Annotated in this window: 24 protein-coding genes and 1 pseudogene; 12 read left to right on the top strand and 13 right to left on the bottom strand. The window is 69.0% G+C overall.

Going from position 1 to position 24,261, the window contains the following annotated elements:
- Positions 1–58 precede the first annotated feature (58 nt).
- Entirely contained in the window at positions 59–1,336 is a 1,278-nt protein-coding gene (locus ACFHNC_RS19545; RefSeq protein ID WP_437170918.1) for an NAD(P)/FAD-dependent oxidoreductase, read from the top strand.
- Positions 1,337–1,347: 11 nt separating this feature from the next.
- On the opposite strand, the gene ACFHNC_RS19550 is transcribed toward ACFHNC_RS19545, so the two are convergent.
- Complete coding sequence (locus ACFHNC_RS19550) at positions 1,348–2,319, bottom strand: Bug family tripartite tricarboxylate transporter substrate binding protein (protein WP_437170919.1); 972 nt, start codon at positions 2,317–2,319, stop codon at positions 1,348–1,350.
- Positions 2,320–2,353: 34 nt separating this feature from the next.
- Complete coding sequence (locus ACFHNC_RS19555) at positions 2,354–3,232, bottom strand: TauD/TfdA dioxygenase family protein (protein ID WP_437170920.1); 879 nt, start codon at positions 3,230–3,232, stop codon at positions 2,354–2,356.
- A 118-nt stretch (positions 3,233–3,350) separates the two neighbouring features.
- Between ACFHNC_RS19555 and ACFHNC_RS19560 the strand changes: the two genes are divergently transcribed.
- Both ACFHNC_RS19560 and ACFHNC_RS19565 read left to right on the top strand, forming a co-directional pair.
- Positions 3,351–4,115: an IclR family transcriptional regulator gene (locus tag ACFHNC_RS19560; protein ID WP_437170921.1), complete on the top strand. Its 765-nt coding sequence runs from the start codon at positions 3,351–3,353 to the stop codon at positions 4,113–4,115.
- Between the two features lie 52 nt (positions 4,116–4,167).
- Positions 4,168–5,010: a serine hydrolase gene (locus tag ACFHNC_RS19565; protein ID WP_437170922.1), complete on the top strand. Its 843-nt coding sequence runs from the start codon at positions 4,168–4,170 to the stop codon at positions 5,008–5,010.
- Positions 5,011–5,028: 18 nt separating this feature from the next.
- Here the strand turns inward: ACFHNC_RS19565 and ACFHNC_RS19570 are convergent, their stop codons facing one another.
- From ACFHNC_RS19570 to ACFHNC_RS19585, 4 genes are read right to left on the bottom strand one after another with little or no spacing between them, the layout of a single operon-like run.
- Positions 5,029–6,618, bottom strand: coding sequence for an ABC transporter substrate-binding protein (locus ACFHNC_RS19570; protein WP_437170923.1), 1,590 nt, complete (start codon positions 6,616–6,618; stop codon positions 5,029–5,031).
- Positions 6,619–6,650: 32 nt separating this feature from the next.
- A complete protein-coding gene (locus tag ACFHNC_RS19575) occupies positions 6,651–7,760 on the bottom strand; it encodes an Ldh family oxidoreductase (RefSeq protein ID WP_437170924.1) in 1,110 nt (369 codons plus the stop codon).
- Positions 7,760–8,608 carry a fumarylacetoacetate hydrolase family protein gene (locus ACFHNC_RS19580; protein ID WP_437170925.1) on the bottom strand — a complete coding sequence of 283 codons (849 nt, stop codon included), beginning with the start codon at positions 8,606–8,608 and terminating at the stop codon, positions 7,760–7,762. Before ACFHNC_RS19580 ends, ACFHNC_RS19575 begins: the two co-directional genes overlap by 1 nt.
- On the bottom strand, positions 8,605–9,510 hold the full coding sequence (locus tag ACFHNC_RS19585) for a TauD/TfdA dioxygenase family protein (protein WP_437170926.1): 906 nt from the start codon (positions 9,508–9,510) through the stop codon (positions 8,605–8,607). The genes ACFHNC_RS19580 and ACFHNC_RS19585 overlap by 4 nt, the downstream gene beginning before the upstream one ends.
- A gap of 141 nt (positions 9,511–9,651) precedes the next feature.
- Between ACFHNC_RS19585 and ACFHNC_RS19590 the strand changes: the two genes are divergently transcribed.
- From ACFHNC_RS19590 to ACFHNC_RS19600, 3 genes are read left to right on the top strand one after another with little or no spacing between them, the layout of a single operon-like run.
- On the top strand, positions 9,652–10,503 hold the full coding sequence (locus ACFHNC_RS19590) for an IclR family transcriptional regulator (RefSeq protein WP_437170927.1): 852 nt from the start codon (positions 9,652–9,654) through the stop codon (positions 10,501–10,503).
- 59 nt (positions 10,504–10,562) lie between these two features.
- Complete coding sequence (locus ACFHNC_RS19595; RefSeq protein WP_437170928.1) at positions 10,563–11,684, top strand: efflux RND transporter periplasmic adaptor subunit; 1,122 nt, start codon at positions 10,563–10,565, stop codon at positions 11,682–11,684.
- A complete protein-coding gene (locus ACFHNC_RS19600; protein ID WP_437170929.1) occupies positions 11,684–14,797 on the top strand; it encodes an efflux RND transporter permease subunit in 3,114 nt (1,037 codons plus the stop codon). Before ACFHNC_RS19595 ends, ACFHNC_RS19600 begins: the two co-directional genes overlap by 1 nt.
- A 155-nt stretch (positions 14,798–14,952) precedes the next feature.
- Here the strand turns inward: ACFHNC_RS19600 and ACFHNC_RS19605 are convergent, their stop codons facing one another.
- Positions 14,953–15,903 (bottom strand): dihydrodipicolinate synthase family protein, encoded by a 951-nt coding sequence (locus tag ACFHNC_RS19605; RefSeq protein WP_437170930.1) that lies wholly within the window; start codon positions 15,901–15,903, stop codon positions 14,953–14,955.
- 162 nt (positions 15,904–16,065) lie between these two features.
- Here ACFHNC_RS19605 and ACFHNC_RS19610 point away from each other — a divergent pair, with 162 nt between their 5' ends.
- Positions 16,066–16,944, top strand: a complete 879-nt coding sequence (locus tag ACFHNC_RS19610; RefSeq protein ID WP_437170931.1) for an FAS1-like dehydratase domain-containing protein — start codon at positions 16,066–16,068, stop codon at positions 16,942–16,944.
- Positions 16,945–16,975: 31 nt separating this feature from the next.
- Complete coding sequence (locus tag ACFHNC_RS19615; RefSeq protein ID WP_437170932.1) at positions 16,976–17,836, top strand: HpcH/HpaI aldolase/citrate lyase family protein; 861 nt, start codon at positions 16,976–16,978, stop codon at positions 17,834–17,836.
- Here ACFHNC_RS19615 and ACFHNC_RS19620 read toward each other — a convergent pair.
- Positions 17,825–18,265 carry a DUF1810 domain-containing protein gene (locus tag ACFHNC_RS19620; RefSeq protein ID WP_437170933.1) on the bottom strand — a complete coding sequence of 147 codons (441 nt, stop codon included), beginning with the start codon at positions 18,263–18,265 and terminating at the stop codon, positions 17,825–17,827. The genes ACFHNC_RS19615 and ACFHNC_RS19620 overlap by 12 nt on opposite strands.
- 201 nt (positions 18,266–18,466) lie before the next feature.
- On the opposite strand from ACFHNC_RS19620, the gene ACFHNC_RS19625 reads away from it, so the two are divergent.
- Positions 18,467–19,201: a haloacid dehalogenase type II gene (locus ACFHNC_RS19625; RefSeq protein ID WP_437170934.1), complete on the top strand. Its 735-nt coding sequence runs from the start codon at positions 18,467–18,469 to the stop codon at positions 19,199–19,201.
- Between the two features lie 5 nt (positions 19,202–19,206).
- Here the strand turns inward: ACFHNC_RS19625 and fabI are convergent, their stop codons facing one another.
- Positions 19,207–19,980, bottom strand: a complete 774-nt coding sequence (fabI, locus tag ACFHNC_RS19630) for an enoyl-ACP reductase FabI (RefSeq protein WP_437170935.1) — start codon at positions 19,978–19,980, stop codon at positions 19,207–19,209.
- A gap of 136 nt (positions 19,981–20,116) precedes the next feature.
- On the opposite strand from fabI, the gene ACFHNC_RS19635 reads away from it, so the two are divergent.
- Together ACFHNC_RS19635 and ACFHNC_RS19640 are read left to right on the top strand one after the other, a co-directional pair.
- Complete coding sequence (locus ACFHNC_RS19635; RefSeq protein ID WP_437170936.1) at positions 20,117–20,872, top strand: SDR family NAD(P)-dependent oxidoreductase; 756 nt, start codon at positions 20,117–20,119, stop codon at positions 20,870–20,872.
- Positions 20,873–20,928: 56 nt separating this feature from the next.
- Entirely contained in the window at positions 20,929–21,240 is a 312-nt protein-coding gene (locus ACFHNC_RS19640) for a putative quinol monooxygenase (RefSeq protein WP_437170937.1), read from the top strand.
- Here the strand turns inward: ACFHNC_RS19640 and ACFHNC_RS19645 are convergent, their stop codons facing one another.
- From ACFHNC_RS19645 to ACFHNC_RS19655, 3 genes and pseudogenes are all read right to left on the bottom strand, one after another.
- Positions 21,241–22,104 carry an acyltransferase family protein gene (locus tag ACFHNC_RS19645; RefSeq protein ID WP_437170953.1) on the bottom strand — a complete coding sequence of 288 codons (864 nt, stop codon included), beginning with the start codon at positions 22,102–22,104 and terminating at the stop codon, positions 21,241–21,243.
- A gap of 166 nt (positions 22,105–22,270) precedes the next feature.
- A pseudogene (locus ACFHNC_RS19650) lies at positions 22,271–22,540 on the bottom strand (O-antigen ligase family protein); the annotation flags it as partial.
- Positions 22,531–22,668: a DUF5935 domain-containing protein gene (locus tag ACFHNC_RS19655; RefSeq protein ID WP_437170938.1), complete on the bottom strand. Its 138-nt coding sequence runs from the start codon at positions 22,666–22,668 to the stop codon at positions 22,531–22,533. The pseudogene ACFHNC_RS19650 and the gene ACFHNC_RS19655, both read right to left, overlap by 10 nt.
- Before the next feature lie 527 nt (positions 22,669–23,195).
- On the opposite strand from ACFHNC_RS19655, the gene ACFHNC_RS19660 reads away from it, so the two are divergent.
- Positions 23,196–23,546 carry a RidA family protein gene (locus ACFHNC_RS19660; protein WP_437170939.1) on the top strand — a complete coding sequence of 117 codons (351 nt, stop codon included), beginning with the start codon at positions 23,196–23,198 and terminating at the stop codon, positions 23,544–23,546.
- Positions 23,547–23,566: 20 nt separating this feature from the next.
- Here ACFHNC_RS19660 and ACFHNC_RS19665 read toward each other — a convergent pair whose 3' ends face one another.
- Positions 23,567–24,055 carry a YqhA family protein gene (locus ACFHNC_RS19665; RefSeq protein ID WP_437170940.1) on the bottom strand — a complete coding sequence of 163 codons (489 nt, stop codon included), beginning with the start codon at positions 24,053–24,055 and terminating at the stop codon, positions 23,567–23,569.
- Positions 24,056–24,261 lie beyond the last annotated feature (206 nt).

The following is a 24,261-nucleotide window of genomic DNA, read 5'->3' on the forward strand; positions in this document are numbered from 1 at the left end:
GCAGCCATTGCACGCTGCAGGCGTTGTGGCGGGGGAGGAGGCCGATGCGCTGGTTCAGATGCCATCCGGGGTAGTCGCGGCATCGCCGGGCCGTGTGCTGGTGGTCGGCGCCGGCATCGTTGGCCTCGCCATCGCCTGGCGGCTGCGGCGCGGTGGCGCCACCGTCACCGTTGTGGATGCCGAGCCGCCGGGCGAGGGCGGCGCCAGCTTCGGCAATGCCGGCGCGATCAGCGCGAGTTCCGTGGCGCCCTTGGCCATGCCAGGCCTGCTGCGCCAAGTGCCGCGCATGTTGCTGGACCCCGCCGCGCCGCTGCATGTGCCCGTCGGCTACTGGCTGCGCGCCGCGCCCTGGCTCGCTCGTTTCGCGGCCGCCGCGCGGCCGGCCGCCGTGGCGCGTGCGACATCGGCGCTGGATGCGCTGCTGCATCTGGCGACGGAACAGCACCATGCCCTGGCGCGGGAGATCGGCGCGCCGGAGCTGCTGCGCCCAAATGGTCAGCTCTATCTGTACCGGAATGCGGCGCAGCTTGCGAAGGATGAGGCGGCCTGGGCCATCCGCAGCGCGCATGGCGCGCGGCTGCAACGTCTGGACCGTGCCGGCATCCTGGCGCTGGAGCCTTCCATCGGTGCCGCCTACCAGCTTGCGATCTTCCTGCCGGACCACGCGCATTGCGCCTCGCCCCTGCGCTATGTGCGCGCGCTGGCACAGGCCTTCACGCAGGCGGGCGGCACCATCTTGCGTGACCGTATCGCCGCGCTGACGGTGGCCGAGGGTCGTATCAGCGGTGCGACAGGTGCGGGGGCGCTGCATCAGGCGGATACGGTGGTGCTGGCTGCCGGCGCCTGGTCTGCGCGGCTGGCGGCACCGCTGGGCTACCGCATCCCGCTGGAGACGCAGCGCGGCTACCATGTGGATCTGGCGCAATCCGGCATCACTCTGACGCGCCCCGTGATCCCGGCCGACCGCAAGGTGTTCATCACGCCGATGGAGGGTGCTCTGCGCGTCGCCGGTACGGTGGAATTCGGCGGCCTGGACCGTGCGCCCGATGCCGCGCGCGCCAGGCTGCTGTATGACGATCTGGCCGCCGTGTTCCCGGATGCGCAGGTGGCGAAGGCGGATGGCTTTTGGATGGGCCATCGGCCCTGCCTGCCGGATTCGGTGCCGGTGATCGGCCCGGCACAGCGCGTGCCGGGGCTGTGGTTCGCCTTCGGCCACGGGCATCTCGGCCTCACCGGCTCCGCGCCCACGGCCGAGATGCTGGCCCCCGCCATTCTGGGCCAGCCGACCAATCGTGACCTTGCGCCCTACGCCGCGGAGCGTTTCGCCCGCGGCTGAGCGTCTGGCGTTCAGCTCGTGATCTTGGCTGCCTCGATCACCCGGCGCCAGCGATCCAGGTCGCGTTCCAGGAAGGCGCCGAATTCCCCCGGGGTGGAGCTGGTGACAATGGCGCCGAGTGAACGCAGCCGCTGATTCGTCTCCGGCTTCTCCAGCGAGGCGCGGATTGCGGTGTTGAGGCGCGCCACTACGGCCTCCGGCGTACCGGCAGGGGCGGCGATGCCGAGGCCCTGGCTGTAATCCTCGAAGCCCGGGAAACCGATTTCGCGCATCGTCGGCACATCCGGATAATCCGGGCTACGTTCGGCGGTGGAAACGCCGAGCGGGCGCAGCGATCCGCGCGCGATGTGGTCCGCTAGGCCGATCATCGGGTAGAACATGAAGGCGACGCGGCCGGCCATCACCTCCGTCAGCGCCGGCGCGTTGCCGCGGAACGGCACATGCGTCATCTCCGTGCTGGACTGCACCGCGAGCAGCGCGGCGGCCAGATGCGCGGAGCCGCCGATGCCGGCGGAGCCATAGGTCAGCTCACCCGGCTTCGCCTTCGCCGCATCCACAAGCTGCCCCAGGGTGCGGTAGGGTGTGGAGGCGCCCGTCACCGCGATCAGCGGCAGCACCGCCAGCAGGCCGACCGGCGCGAAGTCGTGCAGCGGGTGGTAGCGTGCATTCGGGTTCAGAATGGCGTTCACGCTGTGCGACAGCGTGGTCACCATCAGCGTGTAGCCATCCGGCTGTTCCCGCGCCACCGCCTCCGTCGCCACCAGCGCATTCGCGCCGGTGCGATTCTCGACGATGACGGATTGGCCAAGGCTGGCCGACATGTCCTGCGCCACGACGCGCGCGATGACATCGGTCGGCCCGCCGGCGGAGAAGCCGACGATGAGGCGGATGGTCTTGCTCGGAAAGTTTTGGGCCCGTGCGAGGTCCGGCAGCGCGAACGCGCCGAGCAGCCCGGCCCCGGCCTGGCGCCTGGTGATGTTCATTCTTGTTTCCTCCCTTGTGTCGCGCAGCCTGCCGTCAGGCGGCCAGCCGCGCGTAGTCCAATGTCGCCATCACCTGCACGCGCAGGATGTAGCGCGGCTCATCGGCCCGGTAATCCGCGACGGCGTTGTGGGTGGTGGCGATATTGTCCCACATCAGCACGTCGCCGGGCGTCCAGCTATGCGAGTACAGGTACTTTGGCTGTGACTGGTGCTTGAACAGGAAGTCCAGCATCGCATCGCTTTCCGCCGGGCCGAAACCTTCGATCCGCATCGCGTAGCCCGGGTTGCAGTACAGCACGCGGCGGCCGGTGATGGGGTGGGTGCGGAAGATCGGCTGGCTCACCGGCGGCTTGCGGCGGCGCTGTTCTTCCGTCAGCGCCGGGCGGGTCGATCCCGGGCGCTGGCGCATCATCTCCCAGAACTTGTTGAAGTCGTGGATGGCGGTGCGGCCTTCCAGGCGCTGCTTCACTTCGGCCGGCAGATCCTCATAGGCCGCATGCATGTCGAGGAACTGCGTGTCGCCCAGCGGTTTGCCATCGCGGACCGGCACCTGCTTGGCGTGCAGGATATTGGCCAGCGCGATGTCCGTGGAATAGCTCATATCCGTGTGCCAGCCCTGGCCGGCATCGTTCAGCCCCACGGCCTTGCCGTCCTGCACCACGTTGGACAGGATCATCACCTCCGGGTGGTCGGCCGGGTGGAACATGTTGGCGACGTTGTGCTCCAGCGTACCGAAGCGGCTGCCGAGCGCGCTGAGCTGCGGTGCCTCCAGCGACTGGTCCGGGGCGCACAGTACGCCATGGGTGCCGAGGGCGCGCAGCAGCGTGCGGAAATCGGCATCCGTCAGCGGCTCGGCGAGATCCACGCCGCGCACCGTCGCGCCGACCCCGCCCTGATTTGCGATGATCTGCATCGGACATTCTCCCTCATCTTGCGGACAGGCTCCCCGAGCCGCAGCCGCGGGTCAACCGACGTTGCAGCGGGCTGTGGTAATTCCACATATATGGAGCCTTGAATGGCCGGAGGCAGTGATGGACGCGGTGGTGAAGTCCGCGGGCAGGGTGCTGGAGATCTTCGAATTCTTCGCCCACCGTCACGCCCCCGCCACGGTGACAGAGGTGGCCGCTGCGCTCGGCTTTCCGGTGAGCTCCACATCGGTCCTGCTGAAATCGCTGCTGTCGCTCGGCTATCTCGAATACGCGCCGCGCGCCCGGGACTATCAGCCCACCATCCGTTTCGCCGTCCTCGGCACCTGGATCTTCGATCGCTTCTTCGCCGAGGAGGGCGGCATCCCGGGGCTGATGGATGCACTTCAGGCGGAGACCGGGGAGACGATCGTGCTGGCGATGCAGCATGGCGAATACGTGGACTACATCCGCATCCTGCAATCCATCCGCCCCGTGCGCTTTCACATCAAGCCTGGATCGCGTCGGCCCATCTTCCTGCCGGCGGCGGGCAAGGTGCTGCTGGCACAACAGAGCGATGCGGAAGTTTCGCGGCTGCTGCGGCGGGTCAATGCGGGGCGCGGTGCGGTGCCCGTGGCCGTGGCGCCGCTGTTGGCGGAACTGGCGCAGATCCGCGCGCAGGGCCATGCGCGCAGCGAAGGCGCCGTAGTGCCGGATACGATGATGCTGAGCATGGCGCTGCCGGTGACAGAGGGGCACCGGCCGCTGGCTGTCGCCGTCAGCGGGCCGCTCGCGCGCATGCGGCGCGGCCGAAGCGCCATCCTGCGGCTGATGCGCGAGAAGATCGCCGGGTTGCGCCCACTGCCGGCATTGCCTTCGCACCGTCGCTGATCTGGTAACGGGAAGCTGTGCCCGCTACGCTGACGGCGGAGAGGAGACCAACATGCAAGAGCTCGCCACAAGGCTGAAGACCATCGGCGATTCCTATCCCTTCACCACACGCTGGCACGTGAAGGATGCACGCAGCGGGGCGGAGGTGCATCATGAGGGCAATGTGCCGATGCCCTCCGCCAGCGTGCGGAAGATCTCCATCATGATGGCGGCGCTGGCCGCGGTATATAACGGCCGGCTTCGGCTGGACGACAAGGTGGAGATCGAGGCGCGGCTGCAGAAGGACGTCGCCTCCGGAACCTATCGCTACATGACACCGGGCTGCGTCATCCCGCTGCGCGACGTGATCGTGAACATGATGATCACCAGCGACAATGTCTGCACCCAGGCCGTGCTGGAACGGCTGGGGCCGGATACGATGACCGGCTATTGCCAGGGCGTCGGCATGAAGGGCACCAACCATCGTGGCCTGATTCCGCCGCTCGGCATGGGCTGGGACCATCCGCCGGAGGCCGTGGCAACCACCACGCAATCCGACCAGGTGCTGCTGCTGGACCTGATCCTGAAGGGGACGGAGGATGCGGCGGCGGCGAAGCGGCTCGGCAGCACGCCCGAACTCTGCCGCTTGGCGATGGACATCCTGAGCTGGCAGATCCTGCGGAACCTGATTCCGTCGCTGCTGCCCTACGGCACGAAGGTCGCGCACAAGACCGGGCGTGGCCGCCGTGGGCGGATGGATGCGGGCATCGTCTTCGACGAAGGCAAGCCGCTGTTTATCCTGGCCGCCGCGACGGATTGGGTGCCGGAGACGATGCCGGACGGCATGCCGGGATTTGCTTCTTCCTTCGCCAGCATCGGCCGCATCGCCCGCGGCTGCTGGGATGGGCTGCGGTAGCGCAGCCCGCCCGTTGCTTCAGTTGGCCGGCCGCACATCCTGCGGCCGCGTCCGCTCATCGGTGCGCGGCGTGTGGGTGAAGCCCTGGCGCATGGCCCAAACATTGCGCTGCACATGGGTCGGGATGATCGCCTGGTCGGCGATGGCCAGGCGAATCGCGTCCTGCAGCAGCGCCTCCCGCTTGCCGTCATCCAGCTCCCGCATGCCACGCATCAGCAGCGCATCGAATTGCGGATTGGCGTAGCGGCCACGATTGACGGCGCCCATGCCGGCGGCGCGATCGAAGGTTGCCAGCACCGAACGCATGCCGGCCGAGGGCTCACCGGTGGAACTGCCCCAGGAGACCAGGAAGGACGAAAATTCCTGGCGCGAGGCGCGCGTGACGTAGCTCGAGAAGGGCTGCACATCCACTGAGGTGCGAACGCCGACCCGCGACCACATCTGCGCTACGGCCTGCACGATGCGCGCATCATTCGGGTAGCGGTCATTCGGGCCGTGCAGGGTGATGCGGAACCCCTCCGGATAGCCGGCTTCCGCCAGCAGGCGGCGAGCTGCCGCGGGGTCGGCCGGCGGCGGCGGCGCCAGGTCCGGCGCATGGCCGAAGGCGCCCGGCGGCATGAACTGGTTGATCGCCGCCGCATTACCTTCCATCACCCGCTCGACGATGGCGTTGCGATCGACCGCCAGGGCCAGCGCACGACGGACGCGAATGTCCTTCAGCGGGTTCCGCGGCAGCGGCTGACCGGCATTGTCGGTGATGAAGGGCGAGGGCCCGTCGCGCATGTGATCGAAATGCAGATACACCAGCCGCAGGCTGTCGATCTCCGAGATGCGGATGTTCTGGTCACCCCGCAGCCGCGCGAGGTCGGCCGTCGGCACCTGGTCGATGAAATCCACATCGCCTGCGAGCAGGGATGAGGTGCGCGCCGCCGCATTGGTCACCAAGCGATATTCCACCCGCCGCCACGGCTCCGCCCCGCCCCAATAGCTGTCGTTGCGCTCCAGCTCGATCCTGTCGACGGAACGGCCGCCGATGATGCGGAAGGGGCCGGTGCCGATGGCGAGGCGGCCGGAATTGAAATCCTCCGTGCTGGCACCTTCATGAATCTTGCGCGACAGCATCGGCACCTGGGACAGGCTGGCCGGAAGCACCGGGTCAGCACCGCGCGTCCGCAGGCGGATCGTCAACGGGTCCACCACCTCCACGCCGATGATCGAATGCGTGTAGGTGCGGAAGGAGCCGGGGCTGTTCACCACCTTCGGGATGCGGTCGAAGGTGAAGGCGACGTCATCGGCGGTGAAGGGCGTGCCGTCATGGAAGGTCACGCCGGCCCGCAGCTTCAGCTCCCACACATCTTCGCCAATCGGCCTCCAGCTTTCGGCCAGCGCGGCGACGGGCCGCGAATTCGGGTCCATCTCCATCAGGTTTGAGAAGATAGCGGAGGCGAAGGCGTTGTTGGGGGAGATGTTGTGATAATGCGGGTCAAGTGACGTGACCTGGGCGCCCACCGCCATGCGCAGCGTCTGCGCGCCGGCGGCCTGCACGACGGCACCGGCACCGAGCACGCAGCCAGCCAGCAACAGCGTCTTGAGGGTTCTGCTTTTCATCGTTTTTCTCCCTGTTTTCGTTCTTGTCGCGGTCAGCCCAGCAGGTAGGTGGCGCCCCCACGTTCGCAGATTGCGCGGATGTGACGGTCCAGCGCCTGCGGCACCGGAATGCCATCCCGCAGCCGCCGGGCCCGCGCCGCTTCCTCCGGATCGCCGGCCACCTGCACGGGGCGCGCCGGGTCCGCGGCCGGTGTGGCGCGCAGCACGTCGATCGCCTCGTCCAGATCCTGCTCGAACGCGCCCTCCTCGCGGAACGCCGCCGGGTTCAGCGCCATGAAGAAATGGCCCAGCCCGTCCGGGTCCTTCTCCGACTGCGTGCGGTTGCGGATTGGTGAGAAGCTGGCGCCGACCAGCGTGCCGCCCAGGATGTGCACCATCATCGCCAGGCCGTAGCCCTTGTGGCTCGCCATGTCCGGCGTGCCGCCGAGCGGCGACAGCCCGCCTTCCGGCCGCTTCAGCACATAATCATGCGCCAGATGCGGGTCCGTGACGCTGGCACCCTCGCCATCCATCACCCAGCCCGCCGGCACCGGGCGATCATTCAGGTGATAGACCTTCACCTTGCCAGCGGCGACCGTGGTGGTCGCCATATCCAGCACGAAGGGCGGGTTGCGCTCCGCGGGCGCGGCGAAGGCCATCGGGTTGGTGCCAAGCACCGGCACCGCGCCGCCCGTGGGCACCATGGCGATGCCGCGCGTGGCGCTGGTGACCATGCCGACAGCACCACGCTTCGCCGCGATGCGCGCATAGACGCCGGCCGCGCCGAAATGGTGCGAGTTCCGCACGCCCACCACCGCGACACCGGATTTCATGGCCATGTCCACCGCCAGGTTCATGGCGAAGACGGAAACCGGGTGGCCCAGCCCGGCGCCCGCATCCACCAGCGCCGTCGCCGGTCCCTGGCGGACGATGCGTGGCCGCGCCTGGAGGTTCAGCTTCCCCTCCAGATGCCGCGCCTCATAGGTCATGAGCATCGAGATGCCGTGTGAATCGACGCCGAGCAGATCGGTCTCGACCATCATCTCCGCCGTCGTCGCCGCCAGATCCTCGGCCATCCCCCAGCTGTGCAGGATGGCGAGGATCTGTGCGTGCACGCGGTCTGCCGGCACCATCAGCATGGCATCTGCCGTGGCAGTGCTCATCAACCTTCTTCCTCCACGACGTGGTTCCGCAAGGTGCCGAGCCCGGTGATCTCCACCTCGAACACATCCCCCGCGCGCATCCACAGCGGCGGCGTGCGACGGGAGCCGACGCCTTCCGGCGTGCCGGTGGCGATAATGTCGCCTGCCTCAAGCTTCGTGATGGCGGAGACATAGGCGAGCAGAGTCGGGATGTCGTAGATCAGGTCACCCGTGGTGGCGTGCTGCACCTGTTTTCCATTCAGGCGAGACACCAGCGTCAACTTTGTCACGTCGCCCACCTCATCCGCCGTCACCAGATACGGGCCGCAGGCACCGGACCGATAGAAATTCTTGCCGGAGGTGGTGGTGTGCTGCTGCCAGTCGCGCAGGCTGCCATCGGTGAAGCAGGCATAGCCGGCGATGTAGTCGAAGGCGCGGTCCTTCGCGATGTGCCGCCCCGCCTTGCCAATGACCAGCGCCAGCTCGCCCTCGAAGTCGAACTGCTCCGACGCCTTCGGCCGCCACAGCGCGGCGCCATGGCCCACCACGGAATCATTCCAGCGGCTGAAGACGCGGGGGAAGGGTGGCGGCGCCCGGCCGGATTCCTCCGCGACATGGGACCGGTAGTTCAACCCGATGCCGATGATCTTCCGCGCATCCGGCAATGGCGGCAGGAAGGTCACATCCTCCAGCTTGTGGTCCACGCCCTGTTCCGCCCGCGCCGCCTCAAGCGCCGTTGCGCCGCCTTCCAGCAGAGCGCGCAGCGTCGGGTAGCGCTTGGCCAGGCGACGGCCGAGATCGACCACGCCGCCCTCCACCGCGGCGCCGTAGCTGGCGCCGGCGGCGGTCTCGAAGCTCAGCAGCTTCATCGTGCGCTGGCCATCGCGTGCACGGGCAGGAAGCCGGGCTGGAAGACGCGGTCGGCCATCACTTGGCAGCGCTTCATCATGCGCGGCTCATCGGCGCGGTAATCCGGCAGCGCGTTGTGCAGCGTGCCGATATTGTCCCAGATCAGCAGGTCACGCTCGGCCCAGACATGGGTGTAGATGAAGCGCGGCTCCAATTGATGGGCGAACAACTGTTCCAGCACCTGGTCGCTCTCGGCCTCATCCAGTTCGTTGATCCGGATCGCGTAGCCCGGGTTGCAGTACAGCACCTTCCGGCCGGTGATCGGATGCGTCAGGAAGATCGGGTGCACCGAGGGTGGCCGGCTGGCGCGCTGCGCCGGGGTCAATGGGCCGCGGCCGCTGCCCTTGGCCAGCATGCCTTCCCAGAACTTGTTGAAGTCATGCGTTGCCGTCATGCCCTCCAGCCGCCGCTTCAGCGCCGGGTCCAGCGCGTCGTAGGCGGCATGCATGTTGGCGAACAGCGTGTTGCCCAGCGGCTTGCCGTCCCGCACCGGAACCCGGTGCGCGTTCAGCACGTTCACGAAGCCCATCGTGTCGCGATAGGACATGTCGGTGTGCCAGTCCTGCCCGGCATCGGCGATGCCGATCGGCTTCCCGTCCTCGACGATGTTGGAGAGGATGCCGACCTCTGGCACCTCCGGGTCCTGGAATTTGCCGGTGACGGAGGCCTGGATGCTGCCGAAGCGCGCCGAGAAATCGCGCAGCGCCGCCGGCGCCAGCAACTGGTCCGGAAAGCGCAGCACGCCATGCTCGCCAAGAGCGCGCAGGATGGTCGCGAAATCCGCATCGGACATGGGGCGGGACAGGTCGATGCCGGTGATGGTCGCGCCAAGCACATCGCCGGTGGGACGGATGTCGGGCATGGTTTCCTCCTGACCAGTTTCTCGGGAAGCTGCGGTCCGCCGGCTTTCACATCCGACAGGGACAGTGTCGTTTCCCGTATTTTGGGAAAAATAGACATGTGCCCTGGTCGCTCGCAACCCCTTTTCGGATATTCTGCCCGCATGCCCCCCGAATTGCCCCCCGAGCTGACCCCCGAACCAGCCACCGCACCGCCCGCAGCCGGCGCCTCCGCCGAGGCTCCGGCCGCCGCCCCGGGCAGCCTGGTGCGGATGCTGGAGGTGCTGGACCAGTTCGCGCCGGACCAGCCGGTGATTCGGGTGGATGATCTGCAGGCGCGGCTCGGCTACACGAAATCAACCGCCTATCGCTACGTGAAGGCGCTGTGCGATGCCGGGCTGCTCGCTCAGGCTTCCCAGGGCCGGTACTCGCTCGGCCCGCGCATCGTCGAGCTGGAGCGCCTGATGCGCATCGCGGACCCGCTGTTGCAGGCGGGGGAGGCGGTGCTGCCCGATCTGGCGGCGGAAATGCCCAACAGCATGGTCCTGCTGTGCAGCCTGTACCGCGACAAGGTGCTCTGCGTGCACCGGGAGGGGCCGGAGGCGATCGAGGCCGGCGGCGACCGCATCAGCATCCTCCGCGCGCGTGGCCTGCCGCTGCCGCTGTTCCAGGGCGCCGCATCCCTGGCCATCCTGGCCAGCCTGCCCGCCCCGCGCATCCGCGCCCTGTTCATGCAGCGCCAGGCGGAGATGGTGGCGGCGGGGCTGGGGGCGGATTGGCCGGCGGTGCGCCAGCGCCTGGCGGGCATCCGAAGGGATGGCCAGGTCACCACCGTCGGCCGCTTCAACCGCCATCTGGCGGCGGTTTCCGTGCCGGTCCGGTCCCGCGATGGGGCGCAGATTGCCGGCAGCCTCACCCGCATCATGCCGGCGGAGACGTTTCCGGCGCAGGACGCTGCCTGGCTGGTCCAGCGGCTTCAGGCCGGCGCGAGCGAGGTTTCGGCCCGGCTGGCCTAATCCGACGCCGCTGATCCGATATTCGGGAACTTCCTGCCGGCCGCTCCGTTGCCCCGACAATGGCATCTTCCCAGCCCGACCACGAAACGACGCGGCAGGGCGCCGCCGCGGCCGGCAGTGGCCGCCTGCTGGCCATCCTGCTGGCCCTGGTGCTGGCCGGGCTGGCCGCCTGGTATGTCTGGCCCGCCTCCGGCAACCAACGGGCCGAACGCGGTGCGCCGCCACCCACCCCCGTGGTGCTGGCCACTGCCGAGTCGGTGCGCCTGGTGCGCGAGGTCCGCGGCCTCGGCAACGTTCTCGCCACCAGCAGCGTCATGCTGGCCGCCGAGATCACCGGCCGCGTCACCGCGCTCAGCTTCGAGGAAGGGGCGGAGGTGACGGAGGGCGAGATCCTCGTCACCCTGGACCCCGGCCCCGCCGAGGCCGAGCTGCGCGCCGCCCAGGCGGAGGCGGCGGAGCTGGAGCAGCAGCTTTCCCGTTCCTCTCGCCTCGCCCGTGGCGGTTTTGCGGCGCGCGGCGATGTGGCGGATCTGCGCCAGCGGCTGGCGGGCGCGGAGGCGCGCTCCGCCGCGGCGGAATCGCGCCTGTCGCAATCCCGCATCGCGGCGCCCTTCGCCGGGCGGCTGGGCCTGAAGCAGGTCAGCGTCGGCGCGCTGGTGCAGCCGGGCACGCCGCTGGTGGCGCTGGACGCGGTGGACCCGATCGAGCTGCATTTCGCCGTGCCCGAACAGGAAATCGGCCGCTTCGCCGCCGGCGCCGCGGTTCGCGCCACCTCCTCCGCCATGCCGGGGCGAGACTTCGTGGGGCAGGTCCAGGTCATCGCCCCCCGCGTCGACCCGGCGCTCCGGACCGTGACGGTGGTGGCCCGCCTGCCCAATGAGGATCGCCGCCTGCGCCCCGGCATGCTGATGCAGGTGACGGTGGCGGCGGAGGTGGTGGAACAGGCCGTGACCGTGCCGCCCCGCGCCGTGGTGATGCAGGGGCCGGAGCATTTCGTCTTCCGCGTCGTGGATGGCATCGCCCACCGCACGCAGGTCCGCATCGGCCAGCGCACGCCGCAGCGGATGGAAATCCTCGATGGGCTTCTGGCTGGCACCCCGGTGGTGCTGGAGGGGCTTCAGGGCCTGCAGGATGGCGCTCGCGTCGATGCCGCTGCGCCTGCGGCGGTGGCGCAGCGCTAGTGCGGAGCCTGTTCGACCTGCCGGTGCTGCGCCCGGTCCTGGCGCTGGCCTTCAACCTGCTGCTGATCGCCATCGGCATCGGCGCGGCCTTCACGCTGTCGGTGCGCGAATACCCGGATGTGGACCCGCCCGTCGTCTCCGTCCGCACCCTCTACGCCGGCGCGCCGGCCGAGGTGGTGGAGCGGGAGGTCACGCAGACCATCGAAAGCAGCCTGTCCGGCATCGCCGGCATCCGCATCATCCGGTCCATCACCCGTGACGAATCCTCCGTCATCATCATCGAGCTGAACACCGGCACCAATCTCGATGCGGCCGCCGCGGAGGTGCGCGACAAGGTCGCCGCCACCCGCCGCAGCCTGCCCACCGGCATCGAGGATCCGGTGGTGGAGAAGGCCTCGGCGGATGAGGATGCGGTGATGTACCTCACCCTCCGCGCCGAGGAGGGGATGAACACCGCGGAGCTGACCGACATCGCGGAGCGCCGCCTGGTCGATGCGCTGGGCATCGTGCCGGGCGTGGCGGGCGTCGAGATCTATGGCGGCCGCCGCTACGCCATGCGGATCTGGCTGGACCAGCCGGCACTGGCGGCGCGCGGTCTGACGCCGGTGGATGTGGCCACCCGGCTGCGGGCGGAGAATCTGGAAGTGCCGGCCGGGCGGCTGGAGACCGGCCGCCAGGAAATGACGCTGCGCGCGCTGACCCGGCTCGGCTCGACCGACGATTTCGCCGGGCTTGTGCTGCGGGAAGGGGAGGGGCTTGGCCGCGTCCGCCTGGGCGATGTCGCCCGGGTCGAGATCGGCGTGGAGAACACCCGCTCCGCCTTTCGCGTCGGCGGGGGGGAGGCGATTGCCATCGGCATCCTGCGCCGTGCCGATGCCAATGCGCTGGATGTCTCGTCCGGCATCGCGGCGGCGGCGGAACGGCTCGGCGCCGGGCTGCCGCCGGGTGTGTCGCTGCAATTGTCCTATGACGAGGCGCTATTCATCCGGGAGACGCTGGCCAATGTCGCCTGGACCCTGGCGATCACCATCGGCATCATCGTGCTGGTCATCTACCTGTTCCTCGGCTCGCTGCGCGCCACGCTGATTCCGGCGCTGACCATCCCGGCCTCCATCATCCCGGCCATCGCGGTGGCGGCGGCGCTGGGCTATTCCGTCAATGTCCTGACCATTCTCGCGGTGATCCTGGCCATCGGCTTCTGCGTCGATGATGCGGTGGTGATCCTGGAGAACATCCGCCGCCGGCAACAGACGGGCGAGCCGATCCTGCTGGCCGCGGTGCGCGCGACGCGGCAGGTGGGTTTCGCGGTTTTCGCATCTTCCGCCGCGCTGCTCTCCGTCATCCTGCCGTTGGCTTTCCTGCAGGGGAATATCGGGCGGCTGTTCGCCGAATTCGCGGTGATGCTGGCGGCGACGGTGGTGTTCTCCACCGCCGCGGCGCTGACGCTGGCGCCGCTGCTCTCGGCCAGGCTGTTCGCCGGCACCGCGGAGGATGGCCGCATCGCGCGCACCAGCCTGCGCGCGCAGAACTGGCTGCGCGACCATTACCGTAGCGCGCTGCGCCGGCTGATCGCGATGCCGGCGCTGGTGCTGCTGGCGGGCCTAGGCTTTGCCGGCGCCGGCGCCTTCGCCTGGTACGCGCTGCCGCAGGAACTGGCGCCAGATGAAGATCGAGGCGCCGTCCTCATTATCGCCGAAGGCCCGCAGGGCGCCGGCTTCCCGGACACGCTCGCCGCCGTCGAACAGATCGAGGCGGTGCTGGCGCCCTTCGTGGGCGAGGACGGTCCGGCGGAGGAATATCTCAGCATCGTCGCCCCCGGCCGTGGCGGCGCCGCGCGGACCAACCGCGCCATCGTCATCCTGCGCCTGAAGCCCTGGGGCGACCGCGAGCTGGGGCAGATGGAACTGGTTGCCGACCTGCGGCGCCGGCTCGCCGCCATCCCCGGCGTCCGGGCCTTCGCCGTCCCGCCGCCGAAACTGGGCCAACGCGGCGGCGGCCGGCAGTTCCGCTTCGCCGTGGGCGGAACGGAGCGGGAGCGGGTGCGCGAATGGGGCGCCATCATGCTGGCGCGCAGCGGTGAAATCCCCGGCCTGGTGGCGCTCGATACCTCCTACAAGCCGACCAAGCCGCAGATCGAAATCCGCATCGACCGCGACCGCGCCGCCGCGATCGGCCTGGACGCCGCAACGATCGGGGAGACGCTGGGCGTGCTGTTCAGCGACCGGGAGGTCACGCAGTGGCTCGATCGTGGCGAGGAATATGAGGTGATCCTGGGCGCCGAGCCGGCGGCACGGGCGGCACCAGGCGATATCCGCAACGCCTATCTCCGCGCCCGCAACGGAGAACTCGTGCCGCTGTCTTCCGTGGTGGAGCTGACCGAGGTCGGCACGGTTCAGGAGCTGCGCCGGGTGGATCGCCTGGCCGCCATCGAGATCGGCGCCAACCTGGCGCCCGGCACGAATCTCGGCACCGCCATCGCAAGCGCCGAAGCGGCGGCCGCCGAATCCCTGCCGGCGGAGGCGACGCTGCGCTGGCTCGGCGAAAGCCAGGAATTCCAGGAAGCCGGCCAGGCGATCCTGGTGATCTTCGCGCTGGTGCTGGTGCTGACCTTCCTGGTGCTGGCGGCGCAGTTCGAAAGCTTCGTCCACCCGCTTGTGGTGATGACGGCGGCGCCGTTGGCTGTGGCCGGCGGGCTGCGGACCCTGCTTCTGGCGGGGCTGATGGTGAACATCTACAGCCAGATCGGCATGGTCCTGCTGGTCGGGCTGGTGGCCAAGAACGGCATCCTGCTGGTGGATTTCGCCAACCAGCTTCGTGACGAGGGCATGGCGCCGGCACAGGCGGCGGAAGAAGCCGCGGCGCTGCGGCTGCGCCCGATCCTGATGACCACCTCCGCCAGCATCCTGGGCGCGCTGCCGCTGGCGTTGGCGACGGGGGCGGGCGCCGAATCGCGCAGCACCATCGGCCTGATCATCGCCGGTGGACTGACGCTCGGCACGTTGCTGACGCTGTTCGTGGTGCCGGTCGGCTACGTCCTGCTCGCCCGCTTCACCGCCGCCCCCGGCGCACGCGCAGCGGAGTTGCGGCGGCTGGAGGCCAAGCCGGCGGAATAGCCCCGCCGGTCGAGGGTTTCAGCGGCGGCGGCTGCGCCGGAACAGTCCCCAGAGGCCGCGCAGGATCACCCCGTTGCGCAAAAGTCTGAACATGATCTCGCCTTTCGGATGCCTACCCGTTCAGCGCCCGATGGCGCGCCGGGTTGCACCCGCTGTTAGACCGGCGGCAGCGCCGCCCGCGCATCATGCCGCGCCAGGCGGGACAGCAGATACTCCACCTCCGCCCGCGCCGTGGCGGTCAGCGCGGTGCCCGGCCGGCGCTGCGCGTCGGAGGCGATGACGCCGCGCCGCATCAGCACGTATTTCCGCACCGCGAGGCCGGGGCCGGGCTGCAATTCGTAGCGGATCAGCGGCAGATGCGCGTCGAACAGATCATGCGCGCGCTCGCGGTTAGCCCCCTTGGCACCGGCCTGGGACAGTTGAACCAGTTCCACCAGCATGTCCGGGAAGGCGTAGCCCGTCATCGCGCCATCGGCGCCGCGCGCCATCTCGAAATCCAGGAAGATGCCGCCATTGCCGCAGAGGATGCTGATCGGCCGCATCGAGCCATCCGCCTGGAAGCCGCGCAGCGCCGAGATCTTCTCCAGCCCGGGCCAATCCTCGTGCTTCAGCATGACGCAGGAGGGCAGGTCCGTGACGATGCGGCGGATCACCGCCGGCGTCATCTGCACCTGGAACAACTGCGGGTAGTCCTGCAGGACCCAGGGCACATCCGGCCCGATCGCCTCCACCGCCTGGTGGAAATAGCTAACCACGGCATCGTCGTTCCGCAGATGCGTGGGCGGCGCGATCATCACGCCCGCCGCACCCGCCTCCATCACGCCGCGCGCCAAAGCGCGCATGGCCGCGAAGCCCGGCGCGGTGACGCCCACGATGATGCCGGCCTGGCCCGCGCGGCCGATGATGCGCCGGCTGAGCGCCAGCGATTCGGCGCCATCCAGCTTCGGCGCCTCCCCCATCACGCCCAGGATCGTCATCCCCGCGCAGCCGGCGCCGAGGAAGAAATCCGTCATCCGGTCCAGGCTGGCCTCGTCCACGCGCCCATCGGGGTGGAAGGGTGTCGGCGCAATGACATAGACGCCTTGGGCAGTGACATCGAGCGGCATGGATCGGTCTTCTTTCTGGTGGCGCGGATCATCGTTGTGACGCAGCCGGGCGTAAACCCCCGCAGGGCCCCTTCGTTGGTGCACGACATGCATCAATCGGGCAGATTAATGCATTGGACGCGACGCACAGGCGGGGCGAAACTTCGGACTGGAGGAGACTGAATGCCCGATACGCAGATGGACCCCGGCGCCATGTCCGGCTGGATCGGCCGCCAGGAAGTGCTGGAGGATGAGGTGGCGCTGCCCATCATCCGCCGCCTGGCCGCCCTGCTGGACCTCGACCCGATGGCCTATCGCCGCGGCGATGCGCTGCCCGAGGGCTGGCATTCCGTGTTCTTCGCCCCCATCGCGCGCCAGTCGCAGCTCGGCCCGGATGGCCATCCGCGGAAGGGCGATTTCCTGCCGCCGGTGCCGCTGCCGCGCCGCATGTTCGCCGGCCGCCGGCTGCGGTATCTGGCGCCGATCACCATCGGCGCGGAAATCCGCCGCACCTCCACCATCGCCGCCATCACGCCGAAGACCGGCCGAACCGGGCAGATGATCTTCGTGCGCGTCGATCATGTGGTGGAGATGGACGGCAAGCCGGTGCTGACGGAAGTGCACGACATCGTTTATCGCGAGGAAGCCAAGCCCGGCGCACCCGTGAAAGCGGATGCCCCGGTGGAACTGCCGACACCCGACGAGACGCAGATCTACGCGCCGGAGACGGTGACGCTGTTCCGCTATTCCGCGCTGACCTACAACGGCCACCGCATCCATTACGACCAGCCCTATGCGACGCAGGAGGAAGGCTATCCCGGCCTGGTGGTGAATGGCGGGCTGCATGCGCTGTTCCTGCATGAGATGGCGCGCCGCAACCTCCCGGGCGGCAAGCTCGGCCGCTTTTCCGTCCGCAACGTGAATCCCTTCTACGTCGACCGCACGGGTGAGCTGCGCTGCAAGCGGGCCGAGGACGGCAGCCTTTCGCTGTGGGCGCTGAACGAGGCCGGGCGCATCGTGGCCCAGGCCGAAGCCGCCGCCGAACCGGGTGCGCTGGTTTGAGCGACACAGCTTCCAATCCATGGAATTTGGTATGACCCCCACCCCACGCGCCGCCACCTGGCGCTCCATGCTCTACGTCCCGGCGAATGTGCCGCGCTTCGTCGCCAAGGCGCCGGCGGCGGGTGCCGATGCCATCATCCTCGACCTCGAGGACAGCGTGCCGGTCGCGCAGAAGGATGCGGCGCGCGATGGCCTGGCCGATGCGGTGGCGACCTGCCGCACCGGCCCTTCCGCCGTGCTGGTCCGCATCAACCGCCCGCTGCGGATGGCGGTGCGGGACATCGAGGCGGCGATCGCCTGCGGTGCCGACGGCATCCTGATGACCAAGGCGATGGATGCCGGCCATGTTCGCCTGATCGCCGAGGTGATCGATGAACTGGAAGGCGCCACGCCGCGCTGCGTGCTGCTGCCGCTGATCGAAACGCCTGCGGCCATCGACCGCATGGCGGAAATCGGCGCGGCTTCCCCCCGCGTCGCCGGGCTGCTGGTGGGGGCGGAGGATCTGGCGGCCGAGATCGGCTGCACATCGGATGACGAGGTGATGGTCGCGATCAAGCGCCGCATGGCGGTGGCGGCCGCGCAGGCGGGCGTCGCGGCCATGGGCACGCTCGGCTCCATCGCGGATTTCCGGGATCAGGAGAAGCTGCGCGACGTGGTCGCCCGGTCCCGCCGCGCCGGCTTCACGGGTGGCAGTTGCATCCACCCGGCGGTGATCCCGATCCTCAACGAAGGCTTCGCGCCCAGCGAGAAGGAACTGGATCTCGCCCGCCGCCAGATCGCCGCGGCCGAGGCCGCGGAGGCCGAGGGCCGCGGGTCCTTCGAGGTGGATGGCCGCATGGTGGACGAACCCATCCTGTGCCGCGCCCGGCGCATCCTGGCCTCAGCCCGCTGACTTCAGCAATTCCAGTGTGAGTGGGTCGGCGGCACCGCCGAAGTGCCGCCGCAGCGCCGCAGCGAACGCCGCCTGTTCCGGCCAGGCGGCATCGAACAGCGTTAAGCAGGACCGGAACTTCAGATCGTCCGGGCTGCCGAAGATCGCGTGCGCGGACCGATCCGGTACGGAGAGCACCAGCGCTGTGCAGTCCACCAGCCGCTGCCCCAGCAGAGGATGCGCCGCGTAGGCCTGCGCCTCCGCCAGCGACGCGATCCCATAGTACCGCGCCGTGGCACTGCAGCCCAGTTCGCGGAGCTGCGGAAAGACGAACCACATCCAATGGCTTTGCTTGCGACCCTGCCGCAATTCGAGCTGCACCTCCGCCATCACGGGGTCCTGCGCCTGCACGAAGCGCGCAAGGTCGAAGGGATCCGGTGTCATCGACATTGGCGCAGTTTCCTCCGTTGGCGGCGGTGACGGCAGGCGGGTCAGCGCGGCGGCATCCACCGACTTCCGCAGCAGCGCCGTCCGCCCCTGCCCACCCTCCGGCGTCCATCCATCGGGCCGGCTTCGGGATGCTGTGCCGTCAGGTTGTCGCCGGTCGCCACCCCAGCCATCATGGCTTTGCGGCAAGGATGGGGCAGGGCGATGCGGCTGAGTGATTTCCGGGTTCTGACCTTCGACTGCTACGGCACGCTGATCGACTGGGAGGGCGGCATCCACGCCGCGCTGCAGCCGCTTCTGGCCCAGGCAGACAACCACACCGGCGGCACCATCGACCGCGAGGCCGCGCTGCAGGCCTTCGCCCGGCTGGAGGCGGATCAGGAAGCGCGGACGCCGGAGATGATCTATTCGGACCTGCTGGCCGAGGTGCATCGGCGGCTGGCCCAGGAATGGAAGCTGCCGGCTGAGGAGGCGGCGCATCGCCGTTTCGGCGCTTCCGTGCCGGACTGGCCGGCCTTTCCGGATTCGGCGGAGGCGCTGGCCTACCTCAAGCAGCACTTCAAGCTGGTGATCCTGTCCAATGTGGACCGCACCAGCTTCGCCGGCAGCAACCGTCGGCTCGGTGTGGCATTCGACGCGATCTACACGGCGCAGGATATCGGCAGCTACAAGCCCTCGGATCGCAACTTCGCCTATATGCTCGAAAAGCTGGCGGCGCTCGGCCACCCCAGGGGTGAGGTCCTGCACACGGCGCAAAGCCTGTTCCACGACCACGTCCCGGCCAAGCGCGCCGGCCTCGCCACGGCCTGGATCGACCGGCGGCACGACCAGGAAGGCTGGGGCGCCACGCCGCAGCCGGCAGACGAGGCGCGGTTCGATTTCCGCTTCCCCAGCCTGGTCGCCCTGGCCGCGGCGCATGCGGCGGAACAGGGCGGCTGATTTTTTCAGGCCACGGTGTGCGCCCCGTTGTCGGCATGCACCACGGACCCGCTCATGGGCGCCGCCGCCTCGCTGGCCAGGAAGGCGGCGATACGGCCGACATCCTCGATATCCACCAGCCGGCCGGCGGGGGTGCGCGCCCGCACCCGGTCCAGCAGATCATCGAAGCGGTCGATACCCGATGCCGCGCGGGTGCGGATGGCGCCGGCTGAAATCGCGAAGGCGCGGATGCGGCGCGGCGCCAAATCCGCCGCCATGTAGCGCACGCTGGATTCCAGCGCCGCCTTCACCGGCCCCATCAGGTTGTAGTTCTCCACCACGCGGTCGGCGCCGTAGAAGCTCACCGTCATCAGGCTGCCGCCCTCCGTCATCAATGGCGCCGCCAGCTTCGCCATGCGGATGAAGGAATGGCAGGACACGTCCATCGCCATGGCGAAGCCCTCCGCCGAGCAATCCACCACGCTGGCATGCAGATCCTCGCGCGGGGCGAAGGCGATGGAGTGCAGCAGGAAATCCAGCCTTCCCCAATCCTGCGCGATGCGGTCGAACACGGCCTCCAGCTGGCCGGGGGTACGGACATCGCAGGGCAGCAGCAGAGTCGTGTCCAGCCCTTCCGCCACCGGGCGGATGAAGGGCAGCGCCTTGTCATTGAGGTAGGTCAGCGCCAGTTCCGCGCCGGCCTGGCGGAAGGCGGTGGCGCAGCCGGCGGCGATGCTGTGGCCGTTGGCGATGCCCACCACCAGGCCGCGCTTGCCGGCGAGATCCACGATCGGGGTCATCTGGGGTCATCCTTCCGCTGCGTCGTCGCGCGCCTCCTTTGCCGCAGCCGGGGCCGCGCGGCCAGTGATGATCCGGGGGCTGTCGCGCCGCCGCCCGCGGCGGCACCATGCGGATCGCGTCCCCAGGAGCCTCCGCATGACAGACCGTCCCCGCACCATCCTCGTCACCGGCGCCGCCAGCGGCATCGGCGCCGCCTGCTGCCGCGCGCTGGCCGGGCCGGGCACCGCCATCCTGGTGCATACCCGCAAGAATGCGGCGGGGGCCGAGGCGGTGGCGGAAGCGGTGCGCGCGGCCGGCGGGCTGGCAGAGGTGATGCTGGGCGACATTGCCGACCCGGCGCTGCCGGCCGCGCTGGTGGCGCGGGTGCAGGCGCGTTTCGGCGGGCTTGATGTGGTGGTGGCCAATGCCGGCTTCGCCGACCGCACGCCGGTGGCGGCGCTGACCGATGCCGGCTTCGCGCAATCCATGGATACGGTGCTCTGGGCCTTCCTGCGCCTGGCGCGCGCCGCGCTGCCGGTGCTGGCGGAGGGGCAGGCGCCAAGGCTGGTCGCCATCTCCTCCTTCGTCGCCCATGTCTTCCGCACCGATGCCACGCTGTTCCCCGCCACCGCCGCTGCCAAGGCGGGGGTGGAGGCGCTGGTGCGCGCCCTGGCGGTGGAGGCCGCTTCCAGCGGCACCACGGTGAACGCCGTGGCGCCGGGCTTCACCCAGAAGGATGCCGCCGGACATTCCGCCATGACCCCGGCGCAGTGGGATGCGGTGCGCGCGCGCATCCCGCTCGGCCGGCTCGGCACGCCGGGCGATGTGGCGCAGGCCGTGGCCTTCCTCGCCTCGCCGGGCGCGGCCTACATCACCGGGCAGGTGCTGCATGTGAATGGCGGGCTGGTCTGATTGACGTCACGCGGCCGCGCTGCCTTGCTGTCCGCACAACCAGGGGAAACGCCACCATGATCCATGTCCTTGCCTTCATCACCACCAAGCCCGGGATGCGCGATGCGGTGCTGGCCGAAATGCGCGCCAACATCCCGGCGGTCCTGGCCGAGGAAGGCTGCATCGAATACGGCCCGGCGATCGATGCGGAGGGCATCGGCCCACTGCAGACCGCGATCGGTCCGGACAGCTTCGTGGTGGTGGAGAAATGGTCCAGCGCCGCGACGCTGGCCGCCCACGGCGCCGCGCCGCATATGAAGGCCTATGGCGCCAAGGTGCGGGACATGGTGGCCAGCCGCGTCATCCACGTGCTCAGCCCCGCCGCCTGATCAGGGCCGGCGCAGCCGCCCGACAGGCTGCACGCCCGCCAGCACCAAGGCCCGGCCCCAACGCTGGCCGGGCTTCTCCACCAGGTGAAACAGCACCACGGAGGCGGCAAACGTGGCCAGGATATAGGCCAGGAAGGGCAGCCCATCCGGGAAGCCGCGCTCCAGCATCACGAACTTCACCCAGACCTTGATCAGGTAGTGGCTGAGATAGGTGGAGTAGGAGATCAGGCCCAGCCACTCGAGGAAACGGTTCTCCAGCAGCTGCGCCAGGCCGCCGTGGTTGTCCAGCAGATGGAAGATCAGCAGCACGAAGCCCAGCGGCGCGAACAGGTAGTCCGGCAGGAAGGCGACCGACCCCAGGCACAGCACCGCCCCGACTGCGCAGGCGGAACCGGCGCGGGGTGCGCCGCCATGCAGGGCGCAGACGCGGTGGATGCAGATGCCGATGCTGAACTCGATGACGCAGCGCAGCAGCCCGAAGCGCGGAATGTCACCGCCGAGGCCACCCCCCGTCCACCAGGTCACGCCGCCCAGCAGCACCAGCAGCCCGCCGAGCATCGCCAGCGTCGCGCCGGTGGTACGCAGCCGCCGGGTGATCGCCAGCACCAGCAGCGGGAAGACGAGGTAGGCGAACCATTCGGTGCTGATCGACCAGGCCGGGATGTTCCAGCGCAGCTCCTCGAACATCCCCCAATTCTGGATCAGCAGCAGGCTGGCGACCCAGTATTCGGGATCGAAGCCTTCCTCCGGCAGCCCGCCGCGGGAGAACAGGGCGAGCGCCGCCGGCACCGACAGATAGGCCAGCAGAATGACCAGGTGCAGCGGATAGATGCGCGCCAGCCGGAAGCCGTAGAAGGTGGCCAGGCCGCGCGCATCGGCCCCGGCCTCGAACTGCTTCGCTCAACACCACCGAGACCTGCAGCGCGAAGGCCAGGTCCTTCACCTTCTCCATCCCCGGAATGCTGCGGCTGATCCGCGCCGCCTTCTGCAGCGACAGGAAGCTGGTCAGGATCAGCCCCAGGAACATCGCGAGTCCGGGCCAGCCATGCTCGCCCAGCACCTCGAAATAGATGCTGTGGAACGCCTTGCCCTTGGTGACCACGCCATCGGGGAAGTGGGCGTTGCCGGGGAAGTGGATCTCGTTGATCTGGTACGAATGGAAGCCGCCGCCGAAGAAATTCTCGGATACGAAGCCGAGCGTCCATTGCCAGACCAGGATACGCCCCAGCGCCGAATCCTCGGTCTGGAACTCGTTGATGGTGGAGAACCGCTCGTTCCAATCATCCGAGGTCAGGTGCATGATTGGGCCACCTGCTGCGGCCGGAAGGTGTCCACCCAGACATAGCCCAGGCTCAGCACGAAGGGCGCCACGGCGCTCAGCCCGAGAAAGCCGCAATAGACGGCGATGAGGAACAGGCTACGGAGCATCGATACGCGACCTCCAGCCGTTCCGGGCGGGGCGCGCGCGGGGGGCTTGGGGCGGGTGGGGCCTCGGCGGGGGCGCGCCGGACCGCGCGCGGCGCCTGATCATCAGTCTTGGCCTTCCAGCGTGCCGGGCAGCCGAACCACGGGATCAGCCGGTCGAGCTGCACCGCGCGCAGGGCCACAAACGGGCACAGCCCGCCGCTGAACAGCAAACTCGCCAGGTCGATCATGCCAGCCTGCGGAATCCGGGTGCCGTGTTCGGTGCTATCCAACCGGTGGCAGGACGCAACAGCCACGACAAAAAACCGAAAATGAAAATGCACGCGGATTTGACGCGCACCGTCCAGAAATTTGCATTTGCATTTGAAGCGCCGATTTTGATCTTTAGCTTAATTAAGCAAGCGGTTCGGACCGTGCCGATACTGTCAGGCCCCCCTAACACGCTCCGGCCACGCCTGGCTTCCAGCGGCGTGGCCCGCATGACAGGCTGGCGCCGGCCGGATCGCGGCCAGCAACAGGGGAGGATGAAAGTGCCGATACGCCGCATTGCAGAGGAACAGCGCCTGTCCGGCGCCGTCATGGGCGGCGGGCTGGTCTGGCTCGCCGGCCAGGTGGCCGATGACCCGACGCTGGATGCCGAAGGCCAGACCGCCGACATCCTGGCGCAGATCGATGCCCTGCTGGCCGAGGCCGGCACCGACAAGCGCGCCCTGCTAAGCGTCACCATCGTGCTGGCCGATATCCAGGACGCGCCGGCGATGAACCGCGCCTGGGATGCCTGGCTGGATCCCGCCGCCAAGCCCGCCCGCATGACCATCGAGGCGGCGCTGGTCGATCCGCGCTGGAAGGTGGAGATTACCGGCGTCGCAAAGGCGCCGTGACGCCGCGCGCGACCGGCAGACTACTTCTTCGTCAGCCGGTCCAGCACCCCCAGCGCCACCGCGCCGGCCACGAACATGCCGTGGATCGCGAGGCCCCACATGATCGCCCGGTCGTCGTAATTCGACACTTCCATGAAGATCTGCAGCAGATGGATGGAGGAGATCGCGATCAGCGCCGAGGCCAGCTTGATCTTCAGATTGCCGGGATCGAAACCCGAAACCCAGCTCACCCCCGCCCCATCCTCATGCTTGTCCAGGCGGGAGACCAGGCTGTCGTAGGATGAGATCATCACCGTCACCACCAGCGATGCGACCAGCGCCGCATCGAGAAGATGCAGCAGGTCCAGCAACTGGCGGTTGTCTGACCCGGCCAGAGCATTGCCGGCGAACTTCCACAGCTTCGCCAGGAAGCCCAGCGCATAGATCGCGAGCGCGACGCCGAGGCCAAGGAAGAACACTACCAGCACATGCCGGCTGGCGAGCATGATTCTGTCGATCAGCAGTTGCATGGAAGCGCTCCGCTTGCGCCGCCGATGTGCCCTGGCCTGGTTCGCTTGGGAAGGGGATGCCGCGCGATCATCAGGCGGGCGGGCAGGGGGCCTCGACCTCGGGCGCCGGCGCGGGCATTTTGCGTAACCGTTGCGCCGGTGGCCATGGCGCCGCCCGGGGTTGGCCGCGCTGCCGCCGCAATCGGGCGCCATTGTCTCGCCGACCG

The organism is Falsiroseomonas sp. E2-1-a4 (assembly GCF_051433165.1).
Lineage (GTDB): Bacteria > Pseudomonadota > Alphaproteobacteria > Acetobacterales > Acetobacteraceae > Falsiroseomonas.